We start from the raw sequence: 20,340 nt of genomic DNA, 5'->3' as shown, positions 1-20,340 counted from the left end.
GTGAAAAGACGCGTCATTTTTTGGAGTCAGCCCTGTTGTCTACAATCTGAAAGCACTCTAGATTTTGTGTCTAGAGTGCTTTTTTGTTTAATAGGCAACCTGTCCCATCCGAACGCCACAAAACGTATGCAAGGTGACCGGATCCTGTAGATTCGTTCGTTCCAACATATCGTTTAAGAGCAAGGCACAGACGTAGGCATCCTCTTTCGCATCATGGTGCTGGAAAGAGACGTTGAGGAATTCTGCCATCGTATTCAATCGATGGTTCGGCAACCACGGATACAGTTTGCGGGATAATTTGACCGTGCAACCGTACGTGAAAGCGGGCATCTGGTACATATCATATTTTTGAATCGCTTTTTGGAGCGCCCCCATATCAAATGATGCATTATGGGCGACGACCAGTTGAGCACCTGCGATTAAATCGTATAAGCCATGTGCTTCCATCGCTTCAGGTAACGTCGGTGCATCGAAGACATCACTCGGACGAATTCCATGAACCCGGATGTTTCCGGCATCGAAGTTCTCTTCTGGATTGATTAAGACCTGTTTACTCTCCGTGACGCGACCGTTAGAGAGAACGGACCAACCAAACGCACAAATGCTTCGGCTATTCCGATTTGCCGTTTCAAAGTCAATCGCTAATGTATACATGCAGCAGACTCCTTTCTGTCATTCACTAGTAACAGAATACATGTTCGTATTATAGAAGTCCATTAAAAAAGACCATCTGCAAGGCAGACGATCTTAGATCCATTCCAGTCACTTCGCGGTGGCGACTTTTTGTTCCTCTGCGACGTACTCCTCCGGTTTAAATAATAGAACGCGATCTTTATAGGCGAAGACGAGGGCCGTCAAGACAGCCATCGCATCAGCGATCGGGAAAGCGAACCAGACACCATTGACACCGAAGAACAGGGGCAAGATCAGAACGAGTGGAATCGTGTATAACGTTTGGCGTGACAAGGACAAGAATAAGGCGACTTTTGCTTTGGCGAGCGATTGATACATCCCGTTGACAATCATTTGAATCCCATAGACGAACGATAGAGCGAATAAGATGCGCATCGCACTCGAGCCTTCCTGCAGCAGTGCTGCTTCTTCCGTGAACAAGCCGACCCAGAAACGAGGGAACAATTGAATCAGTAACCACAAGCTGATCGATAACGATAAGCCATAACGGATTGCGAGCTTAATGGCAAGCGACATCCGGCTAAATTGCCGGGAACCGAAATTATACCCGACGATCGGTTGCATCCCTTGCACGATCCCCATGATCGGCATACCGACGAGCGCCATGAACTTATTGATGACCGCAAACGTCGCTAGTTCCGTCGTACCACCGTACCGGACGAGCATGTGGTTGACGGTGATGAACAAAATCGATTGGGAGACTTGCATGATGAACGACGATGATCCGATTTGCATCATCCGAAACGTTAAACGGAAATCGGGTTTGAAAGCATTCCGATCGAGTGTTAACCCCGTTTGCCGACGTTTCGTAAAGAAGAATCGGAAAACAAGTGCAGCACCGACGATTTGCGCAACGACTGTCCCGAGTGCAGCACCTTGGATGCCCCAATCAAGACCAAAGATGAACAGAGGTGTCAGGACGATGTTGATGGCAACCGTCGTCAGCATGACGCGCATCTGATAGTTCGCGCGTCCTTCTGCGCGTAACATGGCACTCGACGCCATCGTCAACATGAAGAAAGGAGATCCGATCAAGAGGACGCGTAAGAAATCGATGCTATACGGCATGATTTCATCTGTCGCTCCAAAGAGACGAAGTAACGGTTCGACGAAGATGAAAGCACTGATGATGGCGAGCATACTGATGAAGAAAACTGCTATCAAGACGTTCGCATAAGCACGACTGGCACCATCCGTCTGTTTTTGACCAAGCCGTTGTGACGCAATCGCAGCCCCCCCGATCCCAATCGAGTTGGCGATTGCCATCAACACGAGCTGGACGGGGAAAGCGATTCCGACAGCGGCGACGGCAGCCGTACCGATACCTTGAGCGACGAAAATCGTATCGACGATATTGTAGAGTGCCGTGACGAGCATCCCGACCATCGCCGGTAAAGAGAGACTAAGTAAGAGCTGATTGACAGGTGCTTCACCCAGGCGGGCAGTATTTTTATTCATGGAAGGAGAGCCTCCTTTTTTAGACAAGTGGTAAGTAGGGTTTTACTCAGAGTAGTCGCTTCTTTGATGAGATGCAAGAAATCACTCTAGTCAATGTGTTTGCTCCATGAAAAAAGGATGCGCTATGAAGCGCATCCGATGGAACTAGATTCAAGATGGTGTAGGGAGATAACCTTTCGAGTACTCGAAAGCAATGAATAAAATGGCACCGAGCGCCAAGTAAGCAAGGAGCGTGATCGTTTGTTGTTTTTTCGGCATCTGGTGATACTGGACGGACTCTTCAGCGAGTCGGAGCGGCTCGATTCGCTGATCGATTCGTCGCAACAACGCATCGTAGTCGTTCGCAGCATCATATTGATACCGTAACAGATCGTCCGCTTCCTGACGTGCCTCTTCCGGACTCGCTTGTCGCAAATCTTGTAAATCGAGACGAAGTGACCAAGCAATCGGGTCGTACGTACTTTCGACCGTTTGTTCTTCCTCCACTTCCGGTGCAAGAGCGACTTCCGCGTTTGCACGTTCTTGTTCCGCCTTTGCGAGTAAGACACGTTCGCGTGCAGCACGGTATAACATCAAGGTCGATCGGTTCGCTTCATATTGTTTTGCGAACTTATACCGTTTCCAGACAGCACTACCGCCGAAGAAAGCGATCAAGAGCAAAATCAAGCTGAAGTTCGTGAGGCCGTAAGCAATCAAGGCAGCAAGACCTGCAACCCAAACGATGATCGGAAGTCCCGCAAGAATCCGTCCGCCGTCAAGCGGACTGACGGGAAGTAGGTTGAAGAGATTCAATAGAGCTCCGAGATGGAAGATGACGAGCCAAAAGTCATTTCCGGTCACAGCGTATCCAATCGCAAGCGGAATCAGGGACACGAGACCCGCGAGTGGTCCACCGTACGCAAGAATCGCTTCTTGTTTTGGTGTCCGGAACGTATCTTTGATCCCGATGACGGCTCCCATGAACGGTACGAAAATCGCAGGACCCGTTTTAAAACCGAGTCGTTTCGCAGCGAGTAGATGTCCCATCTCATGAATGAATAGGAGATAGAGCAATCCGACTCCGAACCAGACACCGAATACTTGAGCGTAAAAGAGAAGCGAAACTCCGAACGAAATCAGAGTGCCTCCAAACTTAGAAAATTTCAATAAGGCAAGGATGACCTTTCCTTTCGTTAAGAGAAAGGCACCGGCAACAGCAAGTCCACCCCAACGTTTTTTAGCCATCGTGAAATTCCTTCTTTCATCATGTGACGTTCTTCCTTAAGTGTACGACACAAATGTAGAAAAAGTTTCATTTAGACTGCTCGGGAATCAGATAGAAACAACTGCCATCTGGCTGACGCGCTTCACTACCGACCTGAAAATGGTGTGTCGTCGCAAGTGCAGCGGCAATCGACAATCCGAGTCCACTTCCTGAACGATCGCGTGCTGCATCAAGTCGGTAAAATCGGTCAAATAACCGTGCACGTTCTTCGTTCGTTAGAGATGTCCCGCGGTCAAGGACAGCAAGTCGCTCCTTGCGCAGATGTAATTCAGGAGAAGTGGCATATTTCAGGGCGTTATCGATATAAATCGTCAAGATGCGTAGCACCGCTTCGCGATTCGCCCGGATCGTTCCAGAGGCATCAACAGGGATGATTGTCCCTGTCGCGTGATACATCCGATCGGCGAGTTCGCTCCCAAGCTCGGCTAAATCGATCTCTTCAACAGATGTTTCTTCATACCCGAGACGAGACAGTTCGAGCATGGGCTCGATCAAGGTCGTCCGCATCGCGTGCGTCTCCTGCAAGATGTGTTCAATCGATTCATCGAGGACGTCCGGCTTCGTTTTCCCCCATCGTTTCAACAATTGTGTATAGCCTTCGATGACGGTCAATGGTGTCTTCATCTCATGCGAGACATCAGCGACGAATTGCCGTTGTTGTTCCATTGTCTGATCGACACGCCCAATCATCTGATTGAAGACATGACCGAGGCGACCGATTTCATCATCGCGTTCGGTCTGCACAGTCTCAAGCGTTCCAGAAGACGAGATCCGTTGCATCGTATCATTCAGTTGCCTGAGCGGGCGAAGCGTCTGATACGCAATCCAGAAGCTACTGATGAACGCGATGACGATTCCGACGACCAACACGATGGTGAAGGTCAAGATGAGTGTCGAGACCGTATCATCGACGCTTTCATCTTCGAATAAATAGGCTTGATCCTGATAGACGATACCGAACCAATCGCCAGACTTGAAAGGTTCGTTCGAGCGCGGGATACCGGGGAGGTCACTTGCTCGTACGTCTCCGTTAACGGTAGAAGAGTCGTCATCCTCTTCATCGTTTGAAATGACCCATCGTCCATCTTCGTTCGATAAGACGACGGAATCCTCATGAAGCGTCAGTAATGCCCGGACCGATGAATCATCCTCCATCAATTCCTCTGCCTGTTCAAGCTGCGTATAACGGGATTCAATCAAATGATTGCGGACGACGAAGGTCACGACGATGAACGAAAGTAACAATAAGAGTGTCGTGAAGGCGGTGACGGATAAAGCGAGTTTCGTTCGAAGCTTCATGGCGTCGCCTCCCGTAGCACATACCCCACTCCACGAACGGTCTGAATCAAAGCAGGAGGGTGGGCATCGACTTTTTTCCGAAGATAACGAATGTAGACGTCGACGATATTCGTCTCGCCGAAGTAATCGTACCCCCAGACGCGATTTAGGATTTGTTCGCGTGTCAGGACATGTTCCTTGTTTTCGAGTAAATACGTCAGGAGTTCGAACTCACGTGGTGTCAAATCGAGTCGCAATTCATCGCGAAATGCTTCGTGTCGATCAAGGTCGAGTACAAGATCAGCGAACTGTAACGTGCGCGATGCGTTATTCGTTGAAGTCGGAGTGCGTAGTAACGCCCGGATCCGGGCAAGGAGTTCCTCCATCTCGAACGGTTTCGTCACATAATCATTCGCACCAAGATCGAGTCCTGCGACTTTATCGTAAACTTCTCCACGTGCCGTTAGCATAATGACGGGGACATGGATGCCTTTTCCGCGGAGCCTGCGCAACACCTCGAAGCCGCTCAGCTCCGGCATCATCACGTCGAGTAAGACGAGATCAACCGAATGCTCAGCGGCAGCGAGACCATCTTTTCCGTTAGAGGCGACACGTGTCGCGTACCCGGCATATTGGAGTTCGAGTTCAAGGAGGCGTGCGATTTTCGCATCGTCCTCAACGATTAAGATGGTGGTTGGCATAAACATCCTCCTTTAATGATCATTCATCGATTTCTGTTACTTCGTCTGACGCGTTCAACTCAAGTTTGACGGAACCACCGACTCGGACGTCATCATCTTGTTCCATGTTTGATGCACGAGAGTATGACTTTTGTGCACCGTTTTGTTCGATGATGATCTCTTGATTCGTTATTTTAGCGAGCGTGCCGCGGACTTCTTGCTCCCGTGCATCGTCACGGTCTTCGTCACGTGTAGCATTACGATCCTCGTCGTCGTCTTCCCGATCAAGCTCACGGACTTGACTGTCTGCATTCAATTCGATTTTTACGATATCCCCAGATTTCGCAGCATCACGATCCGCACGATCCGCAATCGCGTAGACCGTCTCTTGTCCATCTTGTTCGAGTGTCAATTCACTTTGTGATAGGGCACGAAGGATGCCGTATCGTTCATTCGTATCATCTGATGAATCATCTGAGCGATTGCCATCGTCCTCTCGGTCATTCCGATCATCTTGATCTTCTCGCTCAAGTTCCGTGATTTGCTGATTTGCATTCAGATCGATTTTGACCCAATCGCCTTCTTGTACGGCTTCGCGTTCGACTGACGAAGCAAAGTCATACGTCTGAGCGTCACCATTGACGTCGATCGTCATCGAACGATCCGATAGTTTTTGTAATGTGCCTTCGAGTTCCTGATCGTCACGCATCGAAGCAGGAAGCTTTTGTTCGACTTGGCGCGAAGCAGCTTCGACTTTTTGCTCTGCCTGCTGTGAAGTGGTGACCGTCGAGTTGACGAGAGAGTGTCCTGGACCTGTGAAGAGGAGAAACGCGCCGGCTCCTGTTAAGACTGTACCCGTTACGGCAAGTGTAGCGATTCCTTTTTTGAAGCGTTTATTCCCTTTATCTGTTCGTTTTGCAGTCATGATGATGTCCTCCTTTAGTAGTGGCTGTTGTTCTTATACATAGAATAACCAGACCACGTGAAAGGAAGCTGAGGAACAGATTAGAATTTGATGAGAATTAGATCGTCTTGATGACTCGGGCTGGATTTCCACCGACGACGCTGTTTGCCGGTACATCCTTGACGACAACACTACCTGAGGCGATGACAGCATTATCTCCGATCGTCACACCGGGATTGATGACCGCGCGCCCACCAATCCACACGTTATTCCCGATGACGACCGGTTTTCCAAATTCATAACCGCTGTTGCGCTCGACAGGATCGAGTGGATGGGTCGCAGTATAGATATGTACTCCTGGAGCAAGCATGCAGTTATCACCAATCGTAATCGGACAAATATCGAGCAAGACACAGTCATAATTGGCATAAAAGCGAGCCCCTAATGTGATGTTATAGCCATAATCACATTTAAAGGTCGGTTCAATGTAAAAGTCGGCTTGCTCCGTCTGGAATAATTGTTGAAGAAGTGCCTTCCGTTTAGTCCCATCATGGACACTCAATTGATTGAACTCATAACAGAGCGATTGTGCTCGGATGCGGTCAGCCACGAGTTCCGGATCTTGTGCTAAGTAGAGTTCCCCTTGAATCATCTTTTCTTTTTCAGTCATCTGATTCACTCCTTCATCGTTAATACTTTCATTAGACTAAATGGTACCCGGTGATGCAACTGATATCCCGTTAAGATATACGTAAATGGGGCTGACTCAAAAAAGAGTGACTTGTCTTTTCACGCCCTTTCCTCAGGCGAGACACAACAGCTTTCCTGCTTTCTTCAGCAGGAAAGCGGGTCTTGTTTGTCTCTGACAGCGCAAAAATGCGCTTTTTCCTGTAGGAGTCGCGTGTAACGAGCACTTCTTTTTTTACGAGAAAAGGGTGGCAGATTATCATTCTGCCACCCTGGTCTTTGTAGAAACTGACTTTTGAGTCATTCCCGTCAAATGCAATTCTTATGCTAATTCGATTCCGCCTGTGACACCATAGATTTGCGCCGTGACATAGCTTGCAGCGTCTGAAGCGAGGAAGACATACACATCCGACAGTTCGACCGGTTGACCACTTCGTTTCAGTGGTGTTTCCTGCCCGAACTCTGGAATGTTCTCGCTTGGCTGACCACCCGAGATTTGAAGCGGTGTCCAAATCGGACCAGGTGCGACGGAGTTGACACGGATTCCTTTTGGTGCGACTTGTTTAGCGAGTCCGCGCGTGAACCCGTTGATGGCAAACTTCGTCGATGCATAATCCAAGAGGTTCGCGCTTGGGTTGTATCCTTGAACGGATGTCGTCGTGATGATCGAAGCCCCTTCTTTTAAGAGTGGCAAGGCTGCTTTGACGACCCAGAAGAGGGAGAAGACATTGATTTCGTATGTCTTACGTAATTGCTCCGTTGACAGGTCGAGAATATCTTCGACAGCTTGTTGTTTACCTGCGACAAGCGCCAAAATGTCGAGTCCATCGAGCGATTCGTGTGCTTCTTTGACGAGTTGTCCACAGAACGCTTCATCACTTAAATCACCAGGTAAAAGATATGCTTTTTGTCCCGCTGCTTCAACGAGTGCTTTAACCTCTTCCGCATCCTGTTGTTCTTCCGGTAAGTAGTTGAGCACGATGTCAGCTCCTTCACGAGCGTAAGCGATGGCTGCTGCTCGGCCGATGCCGGAGTCGCCACCCGTAATCAGTGCTTTTTTGCCGATCAATTTGCCAGAGCCTTTGTAACTCTCTTCTCCACAATCGGGAACAGGTTCCATTTTTGCTTGAACCGCTGGTGCGTCCTGATATTGTTTTGGGAAATCGTCATTGAAGTATTGGGTTAACGGATTTTTCGATGCAGCCATGTAAACATTCCTCCTGAAAGTTGGTTTTGGTATAGGGTGTATGTTCCCTCAACAGGTCGGATTAAACGTTTCTGATGATAGTAAATTTGGAAATTGATGGTTTACACTAGAAAAAGAGGAGTGTGAAGAAGATGATTACTGGATTGTATGAAGCTCATTTACCGGTCAAAGAACTCGAACGATCAATTGCTTTTTACGAAAAATTAGGACTTGCATGTGCATTCCAAAATGAACGCGTCGCTTTCTTTTGGATCGAGCATGGCAAGAGTTGGTTAGGTTTATGGAGAGCTGGTCAAGCCGAGTTACCGTATCATCCATCGATTCGACATGTGGCGTTTCGGATGGAGCAAGAAAATATCGATAAAGCACAGGACTGGTTAAAGGAGAGAGGGATTGAAGTCCGATCCGCCTTTGGTGTAGCGGCAGCCGATCAACCGCTTGTTCTCGATAACCATCCACATGCGCACGCGGCGATCTACTTCGAGGATCCAGATGGCAATTCGCTCGAATTGATTGCACCGTTACGCTTTGACATGGAGACGGTGAACGGCACGATGCCGTATCAAGACTGGCAGCATCTATTTGAGACTGAATCGGAGAAAAAGACGATATAACTGGTGTTTTCATTAAAACGATTCGAGACGAACAAAAAAGTGCAATCCTTCTCGTTAGAGAAAAATTGCACGTTGTCTTCAGTCTAAAACAAACAACGATGATTCGTTGCTTGTTTGATTTATCGTGTAATGCGCTTAGACACGAGCGGATTGACGTTCATTCATCGCTTGCAGAGCTGCTTGGTTCAGCAAGTTCCACGGTTTGTTGTAGTGCGGTTGGAAGAAGAAGTCGACGAAAGCGAGCTCTTCAAGTGTCATATCATTTTGAATCGCGACTGACAGTGTGTTCATCGCCTGTGTCAAATCCACTTTTGAGATGATTTGTGCACCGACGACACGATGGGTTGCTGTCTCGAAGACGAGCTTCAATTGGACGTCTTCTGCTGTTGGCATGAACTCTGGGCGATACGCATCTGTGACCGTCGTGCTGCTCACTTCAAGTCCGAACAAGGGTGCCGCTTCTTCTGTCAAACCAGTCGACGCGATGTTCAAATCATATAGGCGAAGACCTGATGTGCCTTGTGTTCCTTGGTAACGAATCTTTGGTGCGCGTAAGTTTTTACCGATTAATGTTCCCATCCGGACAGCATTCGTTGCGAGTGGAATATAGGCATGTGTCCGAGCTGGATTGTAATAGACGGCACAGCTGTCACCAGCAGCAAAGATGTTTGGGTTGCTTGTCCGCATATAATCGTCAACGATGATAGCACCGTTCGGTAGCATGTCGACCTGTCCTTTTAAGAGTTCCGTACTTGGGCGGAAACCGACACAGAGAATGACGAGATCCGTTTCAAACGTTCCTTTGTCTGTGACGACGTGTGTCACGGCGCCGTTTTCCCCTTTGAAGCTTTGGACGGTTTGTCCGAGTTCGAGGCGAATACCACGGTCTGTCAATTTACGTTCGATGACGTCAGTGAACGAGCGGTCGAGGTATTTGTTGAGAATGCGATCCGCGCTATCGATGAACGTGACGTCTTTTCCGTATGCTTCAAACGCTTCGACGAGTTCAGCACCGATATACCCTGCACCAACGACTGTGATCCGCTCTGCATCTGTTGCTTTTTCAATGATTGTTTGAGCGTGGTGATAGTTTTTACAGAGCTCGATCTGATTCAATTCGATGCCGGGAAGCATCGGAATGATTGGCCATGATCCAGTCGTCATGATGAGTTTATCGTACGTATCGTGAACGACTTCACCAGTCATGAGGTTTTTCGCAACGATCGTTTGGCGTTCACTATCGATTTCAAGTACATCATGTTTCAGACGCATCTCAGCGCCGAGTTCAGCGAGTTCACTTGGTGATGAGTAGAAAAGCGATTCCGCATGTTTGACGACACCACCGACGTGAAGCGCGATTCCACAAGAGAGAAACGATACATTGTCATTCCGCTCATAAACGGTGATCTCGACGTCTTGTTGTGAAGCGAGTTCTTTGACTGCTGCTGTTCCTGCGTGTGTACATCCGATGACTGCTACTTTCATGGGTAAAGTCTCCTTTGTGTTTTGTTTGTGATAAATATCACATTCATTTGATATACTTAGTGTAATCCTTCACAAGGTTGTTTTCAAGTGGTTTGTTCAATGTTGAGCATAATCTTGTCTAAATTGTGAATGAGTGAGCAAAAGTGTTTGGATTATGTGAAGAATGCGTAAAACTGTTTTAGTTACTGAAATTCGGGTTATAATGAAGATAGATTTTTAATGAAGGGGTGGAAACCGATGGATACCGAGAGGACCAATCATCTATTCAGCTTACCTGATTTTTAGCAGTACCGGTCATAACGAACAGACGGTAATGGCTTATAAAAATCAGGGAGAGCGAAAATAGATGAATACCCAAACGGGACGTATAAAACCTCTCCCACGATGTAAACGGGAGAGGACAATAAAACATGAAACGAATCGCAACCATCTTAACCGGGACGCTGATCATGGCGTTCGGTTACTACACATTGAATGAACAGTTCGGATTAGCAGAAGGCGGCTTTATCGGATTATCGTTGCTCGGTCGATACTTTTTTGATATCAATCCTTCGATCTCAATGATCGTGCTCGATATTCCATTTTTCATCGGTGCCTTGTACTTCAAAGGGAAACGTTTCGTCAGCGAAGCGTTACTCTCAGCAGGTGCGTTATCAGTCTTTTATGAGATGTGGCACCGACTCGATTTGTTCCACTTTCCAGAACAGGCTTGGCCAGCGACGCTCATCGCAGCGATCGCTAGCGGAATCGTGACCGGATATGGTCTCGGACTTGTTTTGAAAAGTGGAGCGGCAACAGGTGGAGACGATTTGCTATCGATGGGACTCAGCAAACTGACAGGTCTATCGATCGGGACGATCTTGTTCGGACTCGATGCCATCGTGTTAGTCATCTCACTCGTCTATCTGCCGCTCAGCTTAACGTTATATACGTTACTGGCTGTAGCGATCGCTGGACGTGTCGTTGCTGTCATGACACGGGAGCCTGTCATCGTACCGGCACCTGTCGTACAAAAAGTCACGCAGTGAGACAGATGAATGTCTAACAAAATCATGTATCGGATTCGACATCGTCGAGTCCGATTTTTCAGGTTCATGGATTAGAAAAACGAAAGGAGAAGGATGAGATGATTCGACAAGCACATGCTTCTGAAGCGCAACAGATTGCCCCGTTGATTGAGCAGGCGATTCATGAGATTGCTGAGACACTGACGGGAACGACAAAGCGGGAGGAAGTTTTAGAGCGACTCGCGTACTTCGTCGCTGAAACAGGAAATCGACTGAGCCATGAGAACATCCTCGTGAAAATCATCGAGGGTGAAGTAGCAGGTATCGTCATTGCATATGCCGGGACGGATGCGAAACGACTCGACGAACCGATCAAAGCACAACTGAAACGTTGGACGGGTCAAGATATCCAGATCGATGTCGAGACGGAAGGACCGGTCTATTACTTGGATACTTTATCGGTTGACGCGCGTCATGGTGGAAAAGGAATTGGAACAGAACTATTGCAGGCAGCAGCGGAAGAAGGGGAAAAACGAGGACTACAAGCGTTCACCTTAAACGCTGATCAAACGAACGCCGGGGCACAGCGACTGTATCGTCGTCTCGGCTTCGAACCAGTCCGGACGATTGAAATCAGCGGCGGTACCTTTGATTATATGGAACGTCGTTACGATACGCAGCAATGAAAAAAACCATGTCGATTTCCACGGTGTCATTCGGGAATCGACATGGTTTTTCGTATACATGTAGTCGTGCCGTCAAGGCGTTAGTTGATACAGCATCGCTTGTGCGTCTTCCGGTTCGTATCGGGTATCACTCGTGAAGCGAACGATTTGTTTGACGTTTGGTCGCACGCCTTGAGCGTGGAGGCGCTCGAGCAATCGACCAGTCACGTAACTCTGGTCGGATTTTGGTTCTGCGTTCCATTTACTGATCGATCCGATCGGAACGATCGCGGCATCCGGTCGTTCGGACTGGAATTGGCGAGCTTCCTCGTCGGTAAAGACTGTCGCGCCGATTGGAAGAGTCGCTACGTAACGAGCCAGTTCAATCGTCGCCGGAGGACGCGTGGCTTGTTCGTTCAACGCGAGGCTACCGATCATCAATTGAACGACTAAAAATGGTAGATACATCCGTAACGGAAGCTGACGAATCAACCAGATGAGTAGCAACAGGACAAGCGGTAAGACGTGACGGGGTTTATCGATGTTTTGTCCGAGCCAGACCCAGACGAAATAGAGTCCAGCCGTCGCTCTCCAAGCGACATCGACCGTCCAACGTTTTCGTAAAAACAGCATCAGTCCTGACACTAGTCCGATCCACGTGCCATAGCCGATTCCATGCCAGAAGAGTTGCTGAAACGTCTGGGCAAATCGTTGAACGATGGAAGCATCATCGGTCTGAGCAGAACCACCCCAATCGGAAAAATGACCGCTGACGAAGCGGAGTGATAATTGAAGAAACGAATAGGGTCCACCGACAGAAAAAGCGACCGGGAGCAACCAAGCAAGCTGTGCCAGAACAAGAAGGGCGCACTCGGATAAGAGTTGCCAGTAATCCTTTCGTACCTGCCACAGCAGGAAAAGCAACATGAAACCAAATGGCGCGTAGGATAGGCGAGTCGCCATCAGTAAACCGAACAGAAGATACGGAAGCCAGCGACGAATCTGATGCCGTGCGCGTTCGATGCTCCAGCCGTACCAGACGAGTAGTCCGAGGGCGAGCCCATCCGACATCCCTGTCGCAGCGAACGTCACGAGTGAGGCAGTGGAGAGAACGGTAAAGGCAGCGATCAGCCGAGCCGTATCATAGGCATGACGGCGAAAGAGCGAGTAAAGTGGCAAGAGCGCACTTGCCAGTCCTAGTGTAGAGACGAGTCCGAGCGCTTTGACAGGTATCATCAGCGGCAGAAACAGGTTGGCAAATAAGATGAAAAAGGGATAACCCGGAAAGTGCGGACGTAAATCAGCCAGATCATAATCGGTCACAGCTAACGTGAAGTTCGCAATATCGTAGCTCGCGATGAAGGGACTGACGTAACTGATCCGTAAACCAATCCAGCCACCGATGAATAGCAACGTGATCCAAAAAAGCGATCGTCCACGCGGACGTGAACGATCGCTTCGGACGGTCAAGAAACCTCCTGTAAGGACTTTGATGACTTCGATGGTTTGTTTTGACGGAGCAACATCCAACCGGCAAAGGCGAAGTAGCCCCACCAAGCGACGACTTGTTCGAGCGAGGGGTTATGACTGTATCCGAACATCGCACCCATGAACGTTCCGATCTGTCCACTGATCAATGTTGAATTTCCTGTATCACGCAAGTATTGCACCTGATCGATGTAGTGCTCCGGCATGAAGCCAACGATGTTATATACAGCAGCTGGTGTGCCGTCAGCATTCATCAAGAGACTACCGAGCAAACCAAGATCTTGGAAGCGTCCAATCGTTTGGACGAGCATGCCGGCTGCGATGAATAGAATGAGTACGCCCGTTACTTGGAAGAAGCGTTTGACGGGAATCTTCATTGAACCGGAAACGAATAAGTATCCGAAGATCAAGGCGAGTAACAGACCGGAAACCGCACCGTAACTCGTCAGTACTTTTTCGATTTCCCCACCTGAGATGGCAGCGAAGAAGAAGACGGTCTCAATTCCTTCTCGAACGATGACGAGGAAGGAGTGGATGATCATCGTGATGGCACTACCCGTCGAGACGGCAGCGGCGACCTTCGCTTGCGAGGCTTTTTGATTCTCTTTCGCTTCCTTTCCCATCCAGAGGACCATGTGTGTCAAGAGCAAGACGGAGACCATCATGATGCCGAGACGGAGATACGTATCGCTTCCGAAGCTCGCAAAACTCGTAAAGACGACTTGGAACAGGAACGCGACACCAAGGCTAGCGAGAAGTGCCAACCCGACACCTGCGTAGACCCACTTTTTATATTGTGGAGCGTTCAATCGATCGAGATAACCTAAGATCAACCCAACGATGAGAACAGCCTCGAGACACTCCCGAAGCGTAATCAAAAACGCTTGAAAATCCATCTGTCTTCCTCCTTATGAGCGGCGTTTCTTCTTCCATTGACCAATGACGACGATGACGATGAGGACGATGACGAGTCCGAGCGCAATCAATTTCCAAATCGCGTCCGTTCCGAACGTCTGACCGAGGAAGGAGTCTTCTTCCGTGAAGACTCCTGTTTTTTCTTCACCCGGCAGGACGAAAAGGGGAGTCAACGTATCTTCGATCATCGTAATGTTTTCTTTGAAGGATTCTTCGTCACTCGCTTTTTTCCCGACCCCAAACAGACCAGGGTTTCCGAGTGCCTTTAATGATTCATCAAATGCAGTATACACGTCATCGGATGTTTGTGCATCCTTGCTTTCCTTGACGTAAGGTGCAAGCACATCGTATGTCCCGCGGGCTTTCGCGAGTAAGAGTTTCGCTTGACCGAAGTCCTCGAACTGCTCTTCAGCAAAGTGCAGGCGACGTTCGATATTTTGACGGAGAGCGACGCGGTACGCTTGTTTAGCAGCCTCGGCATCTTCTTGTTCAAGCGCCGTATCGATCTTCGCTTTCGCTTCAGGGAAATACAGTTTGAATTCTTTATCATAGGCGGCAAGCGTCTCTTTCGCAAGCGCGTAATCCTTGGCATTAAGTTGTTCTTCAAATTGTTTATACGCTTCCGCAAAAGCTTCCTTTCCTGGGTCTCCGTAACTATAAGCGGAAACCGTGGAAGTGCTCACGAACAGTGAGAGCAGGAGGAGCGGTAGCAAAAGAAGGCGTTTCATCCGAGGTGCTCCTTTCGTTCCATGCGTTCTTCAACGCTAAGCTGTGTGATCGGTCGTCGCCACTCCCGATAAATCGCTGGGAGGACACGTTGGACATAATTAAGACGGATAAAAGACTTTCCTGCTTCCCGGACCCGATAACGGATCGGGACTTCGTGAAGGCGGAAGCCTTTTCGGACGAGATTAAGGGTCAATACTTGTGCATAGTTATAATCGTGAATGATCTCAGCATGGTGACACGCTGCGCGTGAAAAAGCACGCATCCCGCTTTGACCATCATGGATTTTACGTTTCAATAAAAGGCATTGCAACCACGTGAAGACATGATTGCCGATATAGCGATAGAGCCGCATCCCGTCGACGGTACCGAGGAAGCGGGAACCGAATACGTAGTCGGCCTGATCGTGTAAGATCGGTCGGACGATATCTGGAATTTGATCGGCCGGATATTCGTTATCGGCATCAATCATGACAGCAACATCAGCGCCGAGCTCGTAGGACTGTCGGAGTCCTTCTCGGACTGCAGCGCCGAGTCCTTGATTCTGCTCGAACCGATAGACATGTGCGCCGTGTTGACGCGCGATCGTACTCGTCGCATCCACTGAGCCGTCATCGATGACGAGAGTCTCGACTGGAATGCCGTCAATCATGTCCGGGATTCGTTTTAAGACAAGCGGAAGCGATACTTCCTCATTGTGAGCCGGTAAAAAGACGATGATCTTCATTTAGACTTCGCCTCCTTGAACGCTTCTGTCAATAGCACACCACGGCTATCATGCGGGATGTCTGCCCCTAGGACTTTTGTGATCGTTGGTCCGAGTGACAGGATATGGCGGTGCGTATCCACTTTCAGACCAGCATGAACGTTCTTACCATACATCCAGAACGGAACGAACCGTTCGCCTTCATCCAAGTGACCGTGTCCACCGATTCCGTCCGCTTGACCGTGATCCGCCATGACGATGAGTGTCGCATCCTCGAGTTTACCGAGACGATCGAGCTCCTCACAAAATTCAGCGAGTAATGCATCCGCTTCCTCGATTTTTTCGACGTACTCGGAATAGAGAGTGCCTCGACTGTGTCCTGTTTGATCCGTTCCGATCAACTGAATCGCGAGCAGATCCGGATCCTCTTCATGGACGATTTGTTTGGCACGTTCTACGATATTTCGATCCGCGACATCGTTATGCATGACTGCCGTGACGGTCCGTACGTCGGTTGAACCGAACGCATCGACGAGGTGGGCGATACCAAGAATCTTACCGGATTTATCGACGGCACGGAGACGATCGAAGACGGTATCCGTTTTAACGCCAGTCGTATTCCAGACCATGTTCGAATGAATGCCGTGATCTTCTGGGCGAGCACCGGTGAACATCGAACTGAAGCAGACGACGGTCCGGGCAGGGTAGACAGTCTCCATATTCGTATATTCCGTTCCTTCCTGACGCAATCGTTCGAGGAACGGCGTGTTTGCTGCCATGTAGCGATCTTTACGCATTCCGTCGACAATCAGGACATAGACTTTTTCTGAAGTCGGAAGATCGGCATCTACCGTCATTGCCTCGGGCAACTTCGGTTTCCAGTCGAACAGGTAGTGATGCAGGATCCATGCAAAGACGAATAGACCAATTGGGAACCAGACGAATGTCATGTCGAGTGTCGACGCGTCACTTGCCGTCCACCAGTACATGAGCAACAAAGCAACCTTAGGCAGTTGCTCCTGCGCATTACCACTTGTCGAATCACTATTCTTCAGGACGAGTTTCCAAAAACGCGTAAAGTTCGTCCAGCGCGTTCCGATCCGGAGATGATAATAGATCGTTCCCCAGAAAAAAATCGTGAAGAAGAAATAAAGACCTGCGCCATAGACGAACAAAGGTAAATAATCTGCATTCGTCCCGTGAAGGAACAGCCAAACGATGACCGGGATCCAAAGGTAATTTCGTAAAAATAACGGAAAATCATAACGCCACAGCAAGATGAATAAAGGAAGCGTCACGATGAAACCAAGACCAGCTTCTGCGAGTGGCATCTGCGTCCATAAGGCGTACGTCAAGAAGACGCCGACTGTAAAAATCGGTGTGAAGGGTTTTCCTTCATTGAGTAAGTTCCAGGCGCGTGCTGCGACTTTTTCAAAGCGAGAAGCACTTTTCATCGTCTTCCTCCTTTCCAATCAGTGTATTTGAGCTGACGAACCAACAACCGAAGCGTAGCCGGATGCCGAATGAAAACATACAGCGGGATAAGAAAAGCAAAGGCATATTTAAAGAAGTGCGTCATCAAGGCAACGTCGTACGCATGAGCAACACCGGCTTGGCGTAACACTGTACCCATCGCGAGTTCATACGTACCGAGGCCACCCGGCGTGAACTGAATCACACCGGAAAGGACACCGGCACTCATCGCAATCAACGTCGTCGGGAAGGACACATCGATACCTGCTCCGTGCAAGAGGAGGAAGACGGCGAGTGCCTCGACGGTCCAAGCGATCGTTCCGAACAGGACAAGCGATGGGAGATGCGGGACATGTCGACGTAATACGAGCAATAACGCGGTCGCAAGGAGCGCGACGAGCAAGACGATCGGGTGAAACAACCAACCGATCAAAATGAAGGTACACAGAACGATCAAATCAATACTTCGTTGTAAGACGAAGATCGCGCTCGTCTGCTTCCAGGGACTTCCGACAGCTCTCGCCGTCACGAGTCGGATCATCTCGCCCAGTTTGACCGGTGAGAGGTGATTGATCGTCAGTCCGAGATACAGGCTCGACAGGTATACAGCAGTCGGTGCACGTTTTGAGTCGGCGCGGCGCCAGGCGACCGCGCGTAAATAAAAGGCGATCGCATACGTCAAGGTCGCAAGGATCGTCCAGGGACTCTTGAATAAAGCTTCAATGTACCGATACGAGACCGGTAACTCCAAGAAAAAACGGAGCAGTAAAAAGATGACAAGCCCGGTAAGCGTCAGATACAGAAACGTTCGAATCAGCGGTTTTGATGCCACGCGATCACCTGCTCCAGTCCAACATCGATCTCGATTGACGGTTGGTAACCGAAGGCTTCCTGTGCTGCCGTCGTATCACTCCATGTCATCGTCACGTCTCCGCGTCGTGCAGTTTGAGTCTTCACAGGCACATCAAACCGTTGACCGATCCGTTCAGCTAGCGTGCGGACGGAGACCGGCTGATTCGCACCGAGGTTATACGTCCCGACTGCACGAGTCAGCAACGCCTGTTCCATTCCACGGGTGATGTCATCGATATACGTGAAGTCACGGATTGGATCACCGAAGACGGTGAGTGTCTCTCCGCGTAATGCCTGTTCGATGAATCGAAACAGCGCCATATCAGGACGACCTGATGGACCATAGACCGTAAAGAAGCGAAACAGCGTCACATTTACATCATATAAATGCGCATAAGCATGACAAAAGCTTTCAGCGCTATACTTCGCTGCCGCGTAAGGACTGGCGACATGTCCCGTTGCCTGTTCCTCTTTGAGCGGACCCGTCTGCTCCCCGTAAACGGAAGACGAAGACGCGAAAAAGACATGCGGCATGCCATGTCTTTTTGCGGCTTCTAACAAGGTCACCGTCATATCGATGTCCTCACGAATATAGTGATGCGGTTCTTCGAGCGAATGCGGAACACCTGGAAGAGCTGCGAGATGGAAGACGGCGTCAAACGATGTCTTCATCCAGGCGTCGAGATCGTGATGAACGTCACCCGTCGTAACGGTAACGCCGGCACGTCTTAGTTCATCTGCTCGTTCTTCTTTTAACTGGACATCATAGTAGTCCGTGAAAGCATCAAGGACATGGACGGTATGGTGTTGCTGGAGCCGGAGGGCGAGGGCGGCGCCAATGAAGCCGGCACCTCCTGTGATTCCGATATTCATCTTATCCCTCCATTTCCATTTCCTTCTTAGTTAAGTGGTTCGAGTGCGTCTGTGATCCGTTCACCTGTCGTTTCAGCCTTGACGTCGCCTTTTTCGACGAGTGCGAACCATTCGTTTGCGTCTTGTGCGACTTGTGCTGCTTTGTCCTTGCCAAGACGATTCTCAAGCGTCGGTTTCATCGCAACGACGAACATGTTCGCTTCCATTGCTTCTGCACGTGCTGTATCGACGTCTTTCTTCTCGATCGCTTCTTGTGCCTCGTCATGATACCCGTCGACTTTCTCCGTCAATGCTTTTGCGAACAATCCTTCGATTTCTTTGTAAGAGACGTCAGCTGGTTTGGTTTTTGAGAAATCATAGCGCTCTTTCAGCGTTTTGACAGCTTCCTCGTCTCCACCTGCTAACGATTCTTCGATCGCAAGGAGGAAACCGTATCCTTCTGCTTGCTCCATTTGTAATTCTTTTTCGTCCGTACCGGCTTTGACACCATCCTCGATTTTTTGTGCGTAGCCGAGTGCAGCTAAATAGAAGGAACGATAAATCGATTTATCCGTCACTTGTTTCGCAACATTGAAGTCACCGAGTTCTTTCGCGTCGATGGCTTCTTGCTGCGCTGAAAGACCTGATGTGATCGCTTGAGCGATGGCGTCTTCGTTTTTAAAGCCGTAGCTCGCGTCACGTTTTTCAGCTGTCGGAATGAAGACGGTCTTCGCCATCGCTTCCACGTCCTTGAGTGCTTCCGTTGCAGCTTCCGGTTTACCAGCTACGAGTGCTTCTTCAGCTTTTGCTTGTGTTGCTTTTTGTAATTTATAGAAATACGATTGTAGACCTTTATCCACGAGTTGACGAGCGATGTTCTCATCGAGATCCTTCGCTTCCACACCTGCTAAAGCAGACTGGATGACTTGTTCGATTTCTGGTGCTGTCGTCTCGACACCACCTTTGAGTTTCGATTCATAACTTGTCGTGACCATCTTCCAATCGATCGCTTGTCCTTCTTTTGCTTTGTCGAGTTCTGTTTTGATTGAGCTGAAGATTGTCAATTCATCTGTCAGTGTCGTTGCAGCGATCCCCGCATCTGCTGATTTAGTTTCGGTCGACTGTTCCGTTTTCTCTTTTTTCGGTGCAGTCGTATCCGTTTCATTCGAACCGCAGGCAGCCAAGATACCGGCTACCATGAAGATCGAAGCTACTTTTAAACGTTTTTTCATAATCGTGATTCCCCCAGAAGAATTAATAAGACGTTTTCCGTCATGTAGTCGTTTTCACAAATCTAACTATAGCGAGAATAATTCTCATTGTCAATTGAACTTTAAAGAAAAAAACGGCTTCGGAGCAGGGCTCCAAAGCCGTTTTAAAATGAGA

Annotated in this window: 20 protein-coding genes; 3 read left to right on the top strand and 17 right to left on the bottom strand. The window is 49.1% G+C overall.

The annotated features are described in order from the left end of the window. Positions 1-87: 87 nt before the first annotated feature. From AYO36_RS12990 to AYO36_RS12955, 8 genes are all read right to left on the bottom strand, one after another. Positions 88-654 carry a 3'-5' exonuclease gene (locus AYO36_RS12990; protein ID WP_053452136.1) on the bottom strand — a complete coding sequence of 189 codons (567 nt, stop codon included), beginning with the start codon at positions 652-654 and terminating at the stop codon, positions 88-90. 108 nt (positions 655-762) lie between these two features. Continuing rightward, positions 763-2,151 carry an MATE family efflux transporter gene (locus AYO36_RS12985; protein WP_064300670.1) on the bottom strand — a complete coding sequence of 463 codons (1,389 nt, stop codon included), beginning with the start codon at positions 2,149-2,151 and terminating at the stop codon, positions 763-765. A 150-nt stretch (positions 2,152-2,301) separates the two neighbouring features. Continuing rightward, positions 2,302-3,375: a site-2 protease family protein gene (locus tag AYO36_RS12980; RefSeq protein WP_064300669.1), complete on the bottom strand. Its 1,074-nt coding sequence runs from the start codon at positions 3,373-3,375 to the stop codon at positions 2,302-2,304. Between the two features lie 67 nt (positions 3,376-3,442). Beyond that, complete coding sequence (locus AYO36_RS12975; RefSeq protein ID WP_064300668.1) at positions 3,443-4,714, bottom strand: sensor histidine kinase; 1,272 nt, start codon at positions 4,712-4,714, stop codon at positions 3,443-3,445. Continuing rightward, complete coding sequence (locus AYO36_RS12970; protein WP_064300667.1) at positions 4,711-5,394, bottom strand: response regulator transcription factor; 684 nt, start codon at positions 5,392-5,394, stop codon at positions 4,711-4,713. The genes AYO36_RS12975 and AYO36_RS12970 overlap by 4 nt, the downstream gene beginning before the upstream one ends. 19 nt (positions 5,395-5,413) lie before the next feature. Next, positions 5,414-6,298 (bottom strand): hypothetical protein, encoded by an 885-nt coding sequence (locus AYO36_RS12965; protein WP_064300666.1) that lies wholly within the window; start codon positions 6,296-6,298, stop codon positions 5,414-5,416. 97 nt (positions 6,299-6,395) lie between these two features. Continuing rightward, entirely contained in the window at positions 6,396-6,947 is a 552-nt protein-coding gene (locus tag AYO36_RS12960; protein WP_035395634.1) for a maltose acetyltransferase domain-containing protein, read from the bottom strand. Positions 6,948-7,286: 339 nt separating this feature from the next. Further along, positions 7,287-8,171, bottom strand: coding sequence for an SDR family oxidoreductase (locus AYO36_RS12955; RefSeq protein WP_064300665.1), 885 nt, complete (start codon positions 8,169-8,171; stop codon positions 7,287-7,289). 131 nt (positions 8,172-8,302) lie between these two features. Here AYO36_RS12955 and AYO36_RS12950 point away from each other — a divergent pair, with 131 nt between their 5' ends. After that, on the top strand, positions 8,303-8,785 hold the full coding sequence (locus tag AYO36_RS12950; RefSeq protein WP_064300664.1) for a VOC family protein: 483 nt from the start codon (positions 8,303-8,305) through the stop codon (positions 8,783-8,785). A 135-nt stretch (positions 8,786-8,920) separates the two neighbouring features. Here AYO36_RS12950 and AYO36_RS12945 read toward each other — a convergent pair whose 3' ends face one another. Next, positions 8,921-10,270, bottom strand: a complete 1,350-nt coding sequence (locus AYO36_RS12945; RefSeq protein ID WP_064300663.1) for an FAD-dependent oxidoreductase — start codon at positions 10,268-10,270, stop codon at positions 8,921-8,923. Between the two features lie 410 nt (positions 10,271-10,680). Here AYO36_RS12945 and AYO36_RS12940 point away from each other — a divergent pair, with 410 nt between their 5' ends. Both AYO36_RS12940 and AYO36_RS12935 read left to right on the top strand, forming a co-directional pair. Next, the gene (locus AYO36_RS12940; RefSeq protein WP_064300662.1) at positions 10,681-11,298 is read left to right on the top strand and encodes a YitT family protein; all 618 of its coding nucleotides are present in this window, start codon (positions 10,681-10,683) and stop codon (positions 11,296-11,298) included. Positions 11,299-11,396: 98 nt separating this feature from the next. Beyond that, on the top strand, positions 11,397-11,963 hold the full coding sequence (locus AYO36_RS12935) for a GNAT family N-acetyltransferase (RefSeq protein ID WP_064300661.1): 567 nt from the start codon (positions 11,397-11,399) through the stop codon (positions 11,961-11,963). A 72-nt stretch (positions 11,964-12,035) separates the two neighbouring features. On the opposite strand, the gene AYO36_RS12930 is transcribed toward AYO36_RS12935, so the two are convergent. The 8 genes from AYO36_RS12930 to AYO36_RS12895 are packed head-to-tail and all read right to left on the bottom strand — an operon-like array spanning position 12,036 to position 20,186. Next, positions 12,036-13,412: a hypothetical protein gene (locus AYO36_RS12930; protein WP_064300660.1), complete on the bottom strand. Its 1,377-nt coding sequence runs from the start codon at positions 13,410-13,412 to the stop codon at positions 12,036-12,038. Then, positions 13,409-14,326 carry an FTR1 family iron permease gene (locus AYO36_RS12925; RefSeq protein ID WP_029342865.1) on the bottom strand — a complete coding sequence of 306 codons (918 nt, stop codon included), beginning with the start codon at positions 14,324-14,326 and terminating at the stop codon, positions 13,409-13,411. Before AYO36_RS12925 ends, AYO36_RS12930 begins: the two co-directional genes overlap by 4 nt. A gap of 12 nt (positions 14,327-14,338) precedes the next feature. Then, entirely contained in the window at positions 14,339-15,073 is a 735-nt protein-coding gene (locus AYO36_RS12920; protein ID WP_231884717.1) for a hypothetical protein, read from the bottom strand. Continuing rightward, positions 15,070-15,798, bottom strand: a complete 729-nt coding sequence (locus tag AYO36_RS12915) for a glycosyltransferase family 2 protein (RefSeq protein WP_050678465.1) — start codon at positions 15,796-15,798, stop codon at positions 15,070-15,072. The genes AYO36_RS12920 and AYO36_RS12915 overlap by 4 nt, the downstream gene beginning before the upstream one ends. Beyond that, positions 15,795-17,231, bottom strand: coding sequence for an alkaline phosphatase family protein (locus AYO36_RS12910; RefSeq protein ID WP_064300659.1), 1,437 nt, complete (start codon positions 17,229-17,231; stop codon positions 15,795-15,797). Before AYO36_RS12910 ends, AYO36_RS12915 begins: the two co-directional genes overlap by 4 nt. Then, on the bottom strand, positions 17,228-18,082 hold the full coding sequence (locus tag AYO36_RS12905; RefSeq protein WP_064300658.1) for a lysylphosphatidylglycerol synthase transmembrane domain-containing protein: 855 nt from the start codon (positions 18,080-18,082) through the stop codon (positions 17,228-17,230). The genes AYO36_RS12910 and AYO36_RS12905 overlap by 4 nt, the downstream gene beginning before the upstream one ends. Beyond that, the gene (locus AYO36_RS12900) at positions 18,064-18,975 is read right to left on the bottom strand and encodes an NAD-dependent epimerase/dehydratase family protein (protein ID WP_064300657.1); all 912 of its coding nucleotides are present in this window, start codon (positions 18,973-18,975) and stop codon (positions 18,064-18,066) included. Before AYO36_RS12900 ends, AYO36_RS12905 begins: the two co-directional genes overlap by 19 nt. A 26-nt stretch (positions 18,976-19,001) precedes the next feature. Next, positions 19,002-20,186 carry a hypothetical protein gene (locus AYO36_RS12895; RefSeq protein WP_064300656.1) on the bottom strand — a complete coding sequence of 395 codons (1,185 nt, stop codon included), beginning with the start codon at positions 20,184-20,186 and terminating at the stop codon, positions 19,002-19,004. Positions 20,187-20,340: the final 154 nt, after the last annotated feature.

The organism is Exiguobacterium sp. KKBO11 (assembly GCF_001644945.1).
Classification (GTDB): Bacteria; Bacillota; Bacilli; order Exiguobacteriales; family Exiguobacteriaceae; genus Exiguobacterium_A; species Exiguobacterium_A abrahamii.
This window is presented reverse-complemented; position numbering and strand designations above follow the sequence as displayed.

Excerpts from the sequence above, each read along its gene's own strand:
- AYO36_RS12950 (WP_064300664.1), top strand. The coding sequence starts at position 8,303 with ATGATTACTGGATTGTATGAAGCTCATTTACCGGTCAAAGAACTCGAA.
- AYO36_RS12980 (WP_064300669.1), bottom strand. The coding sequence starts at position 3,375 with ATGGCTAAAAAACGTTGGGGTGGACTTGCTGTTGCCGGTGCCTTTCTC.
- AYO36_RS12915 (WP_050678465.1), bottom strand. The coding sequence starts at position 15,798 with ATGAAGATCATCGTCTTTTTACCGGCTCACAATGAGGAAGTATCGCTT.
- AYO36_RS12920 (WP_231884717.1), bottom strand. The coding sequence starts at position 15,073 with ATGAAACGCCTTCTTTTGCTACCGCTCCTCCTGCTCTCACTGTTCGTG.
- AYO36_RS12945 (WP_064300663.1), bottom strand. The coding sequence starts at position 10,270 with ATGAAAGTAGCAGTCATCGGATGTACACACGCAGGAACAGCAGCAGTC.
- AYO36_RS12965 (WP_064300666.1), bottom strand. The coding sequence starts at position 6,298 with ATGACTGCAAAACGAACAGATAAAGGGAATAAACGCTTCAAAAAAGGA.
- AYO36_RS12975 (WP_064300668.1), bottom strand. The coding sequence starts at position 4,714 with ATGAAGCTTCGAACGAAACTCGCTTTATCCGTCACCGCCTTCACGACA.
- AYO36_RS12935 (WP_064300661.1), top strand. The coding sequence starts at position 11,397 with ATGATTCGACAAGCACATGCTTCTGAAGCGCAACAGATTGCCCCGTTG.
- AYO36_RS12955 (WP_064300665.1), bottom strand. The coding sequence starts at position 8,171 with ATGGCTGCATCGAAAAATCCGTTAACCCAATACTTCAATGACGATTTC.
- AYO36_RS12925 (WP_029342865.1), bottom strand. The coding sequence starts at position 14,326 with ATGGATTTTCAAGCGTTTTTGATTACGCTTCGGGAGTGTCTCGAGGCT.
- AYO36_RS12940 (WP_064300662.1), top strand. The coding sequence starts at position 10,681 with ATGAAACGAATCGCAACCATCTTAACCGGGACGCTGATCATGGCGTTC.
- AYO36_RS12895 (WP_064300656.1), bottom strand. The coding sequence starts at position 20,186 with ATGAAAAAACGTTTAAAAGTAGCTTCGATCTTCATGGTAGCCGGTATC.
- AYO36_RS12960 (WP_035395634.1), bottom strand. The coding sequence starts at position 6,947 with ATGACTGAAAAAGAAAAGATGATTCAAGGGGAACTCTACTTAGCACAA.
- AYO36_RS12990 (WP_053452136.1), bottom strand. The coding sequence starts at position 654 with ATGTATACATTAGCGATTGACTTTGAAACGGCAAATCGGAATAGCCGA.
- AYO36_RS12985 (WP_064300670.1), bottom strand. The coding sequence starts at position 2,151 with ATGAATAAAAATACTGCCCGCCTGGGTGAAGCACCTGTCAATCAGCTC.
- AYO36_RS12910 (WP_064300659.1), bottom strand. The coding sequence starts at position 17,231 with ATGAAAAGTGCTTCTCGCTTTGAAAAAGTCGCAGCACGCGCCTGGAAC.
- AYO36_RS12970 (WP_064300667.1), bottom strand. The coding sequence starts at position 5,394 with ATGCCAACCACCATCTTAATCGTTGAGGACGATGCGAAAATCGCACGC.
- AYO36_RS12900 (WP_064300657.1), bottom strand. The coding sequence starts at position 18,975 with ATGAATATCGGAATCACAGGAGGTGCCGGCTTCATTGGCGCCGCCCTC.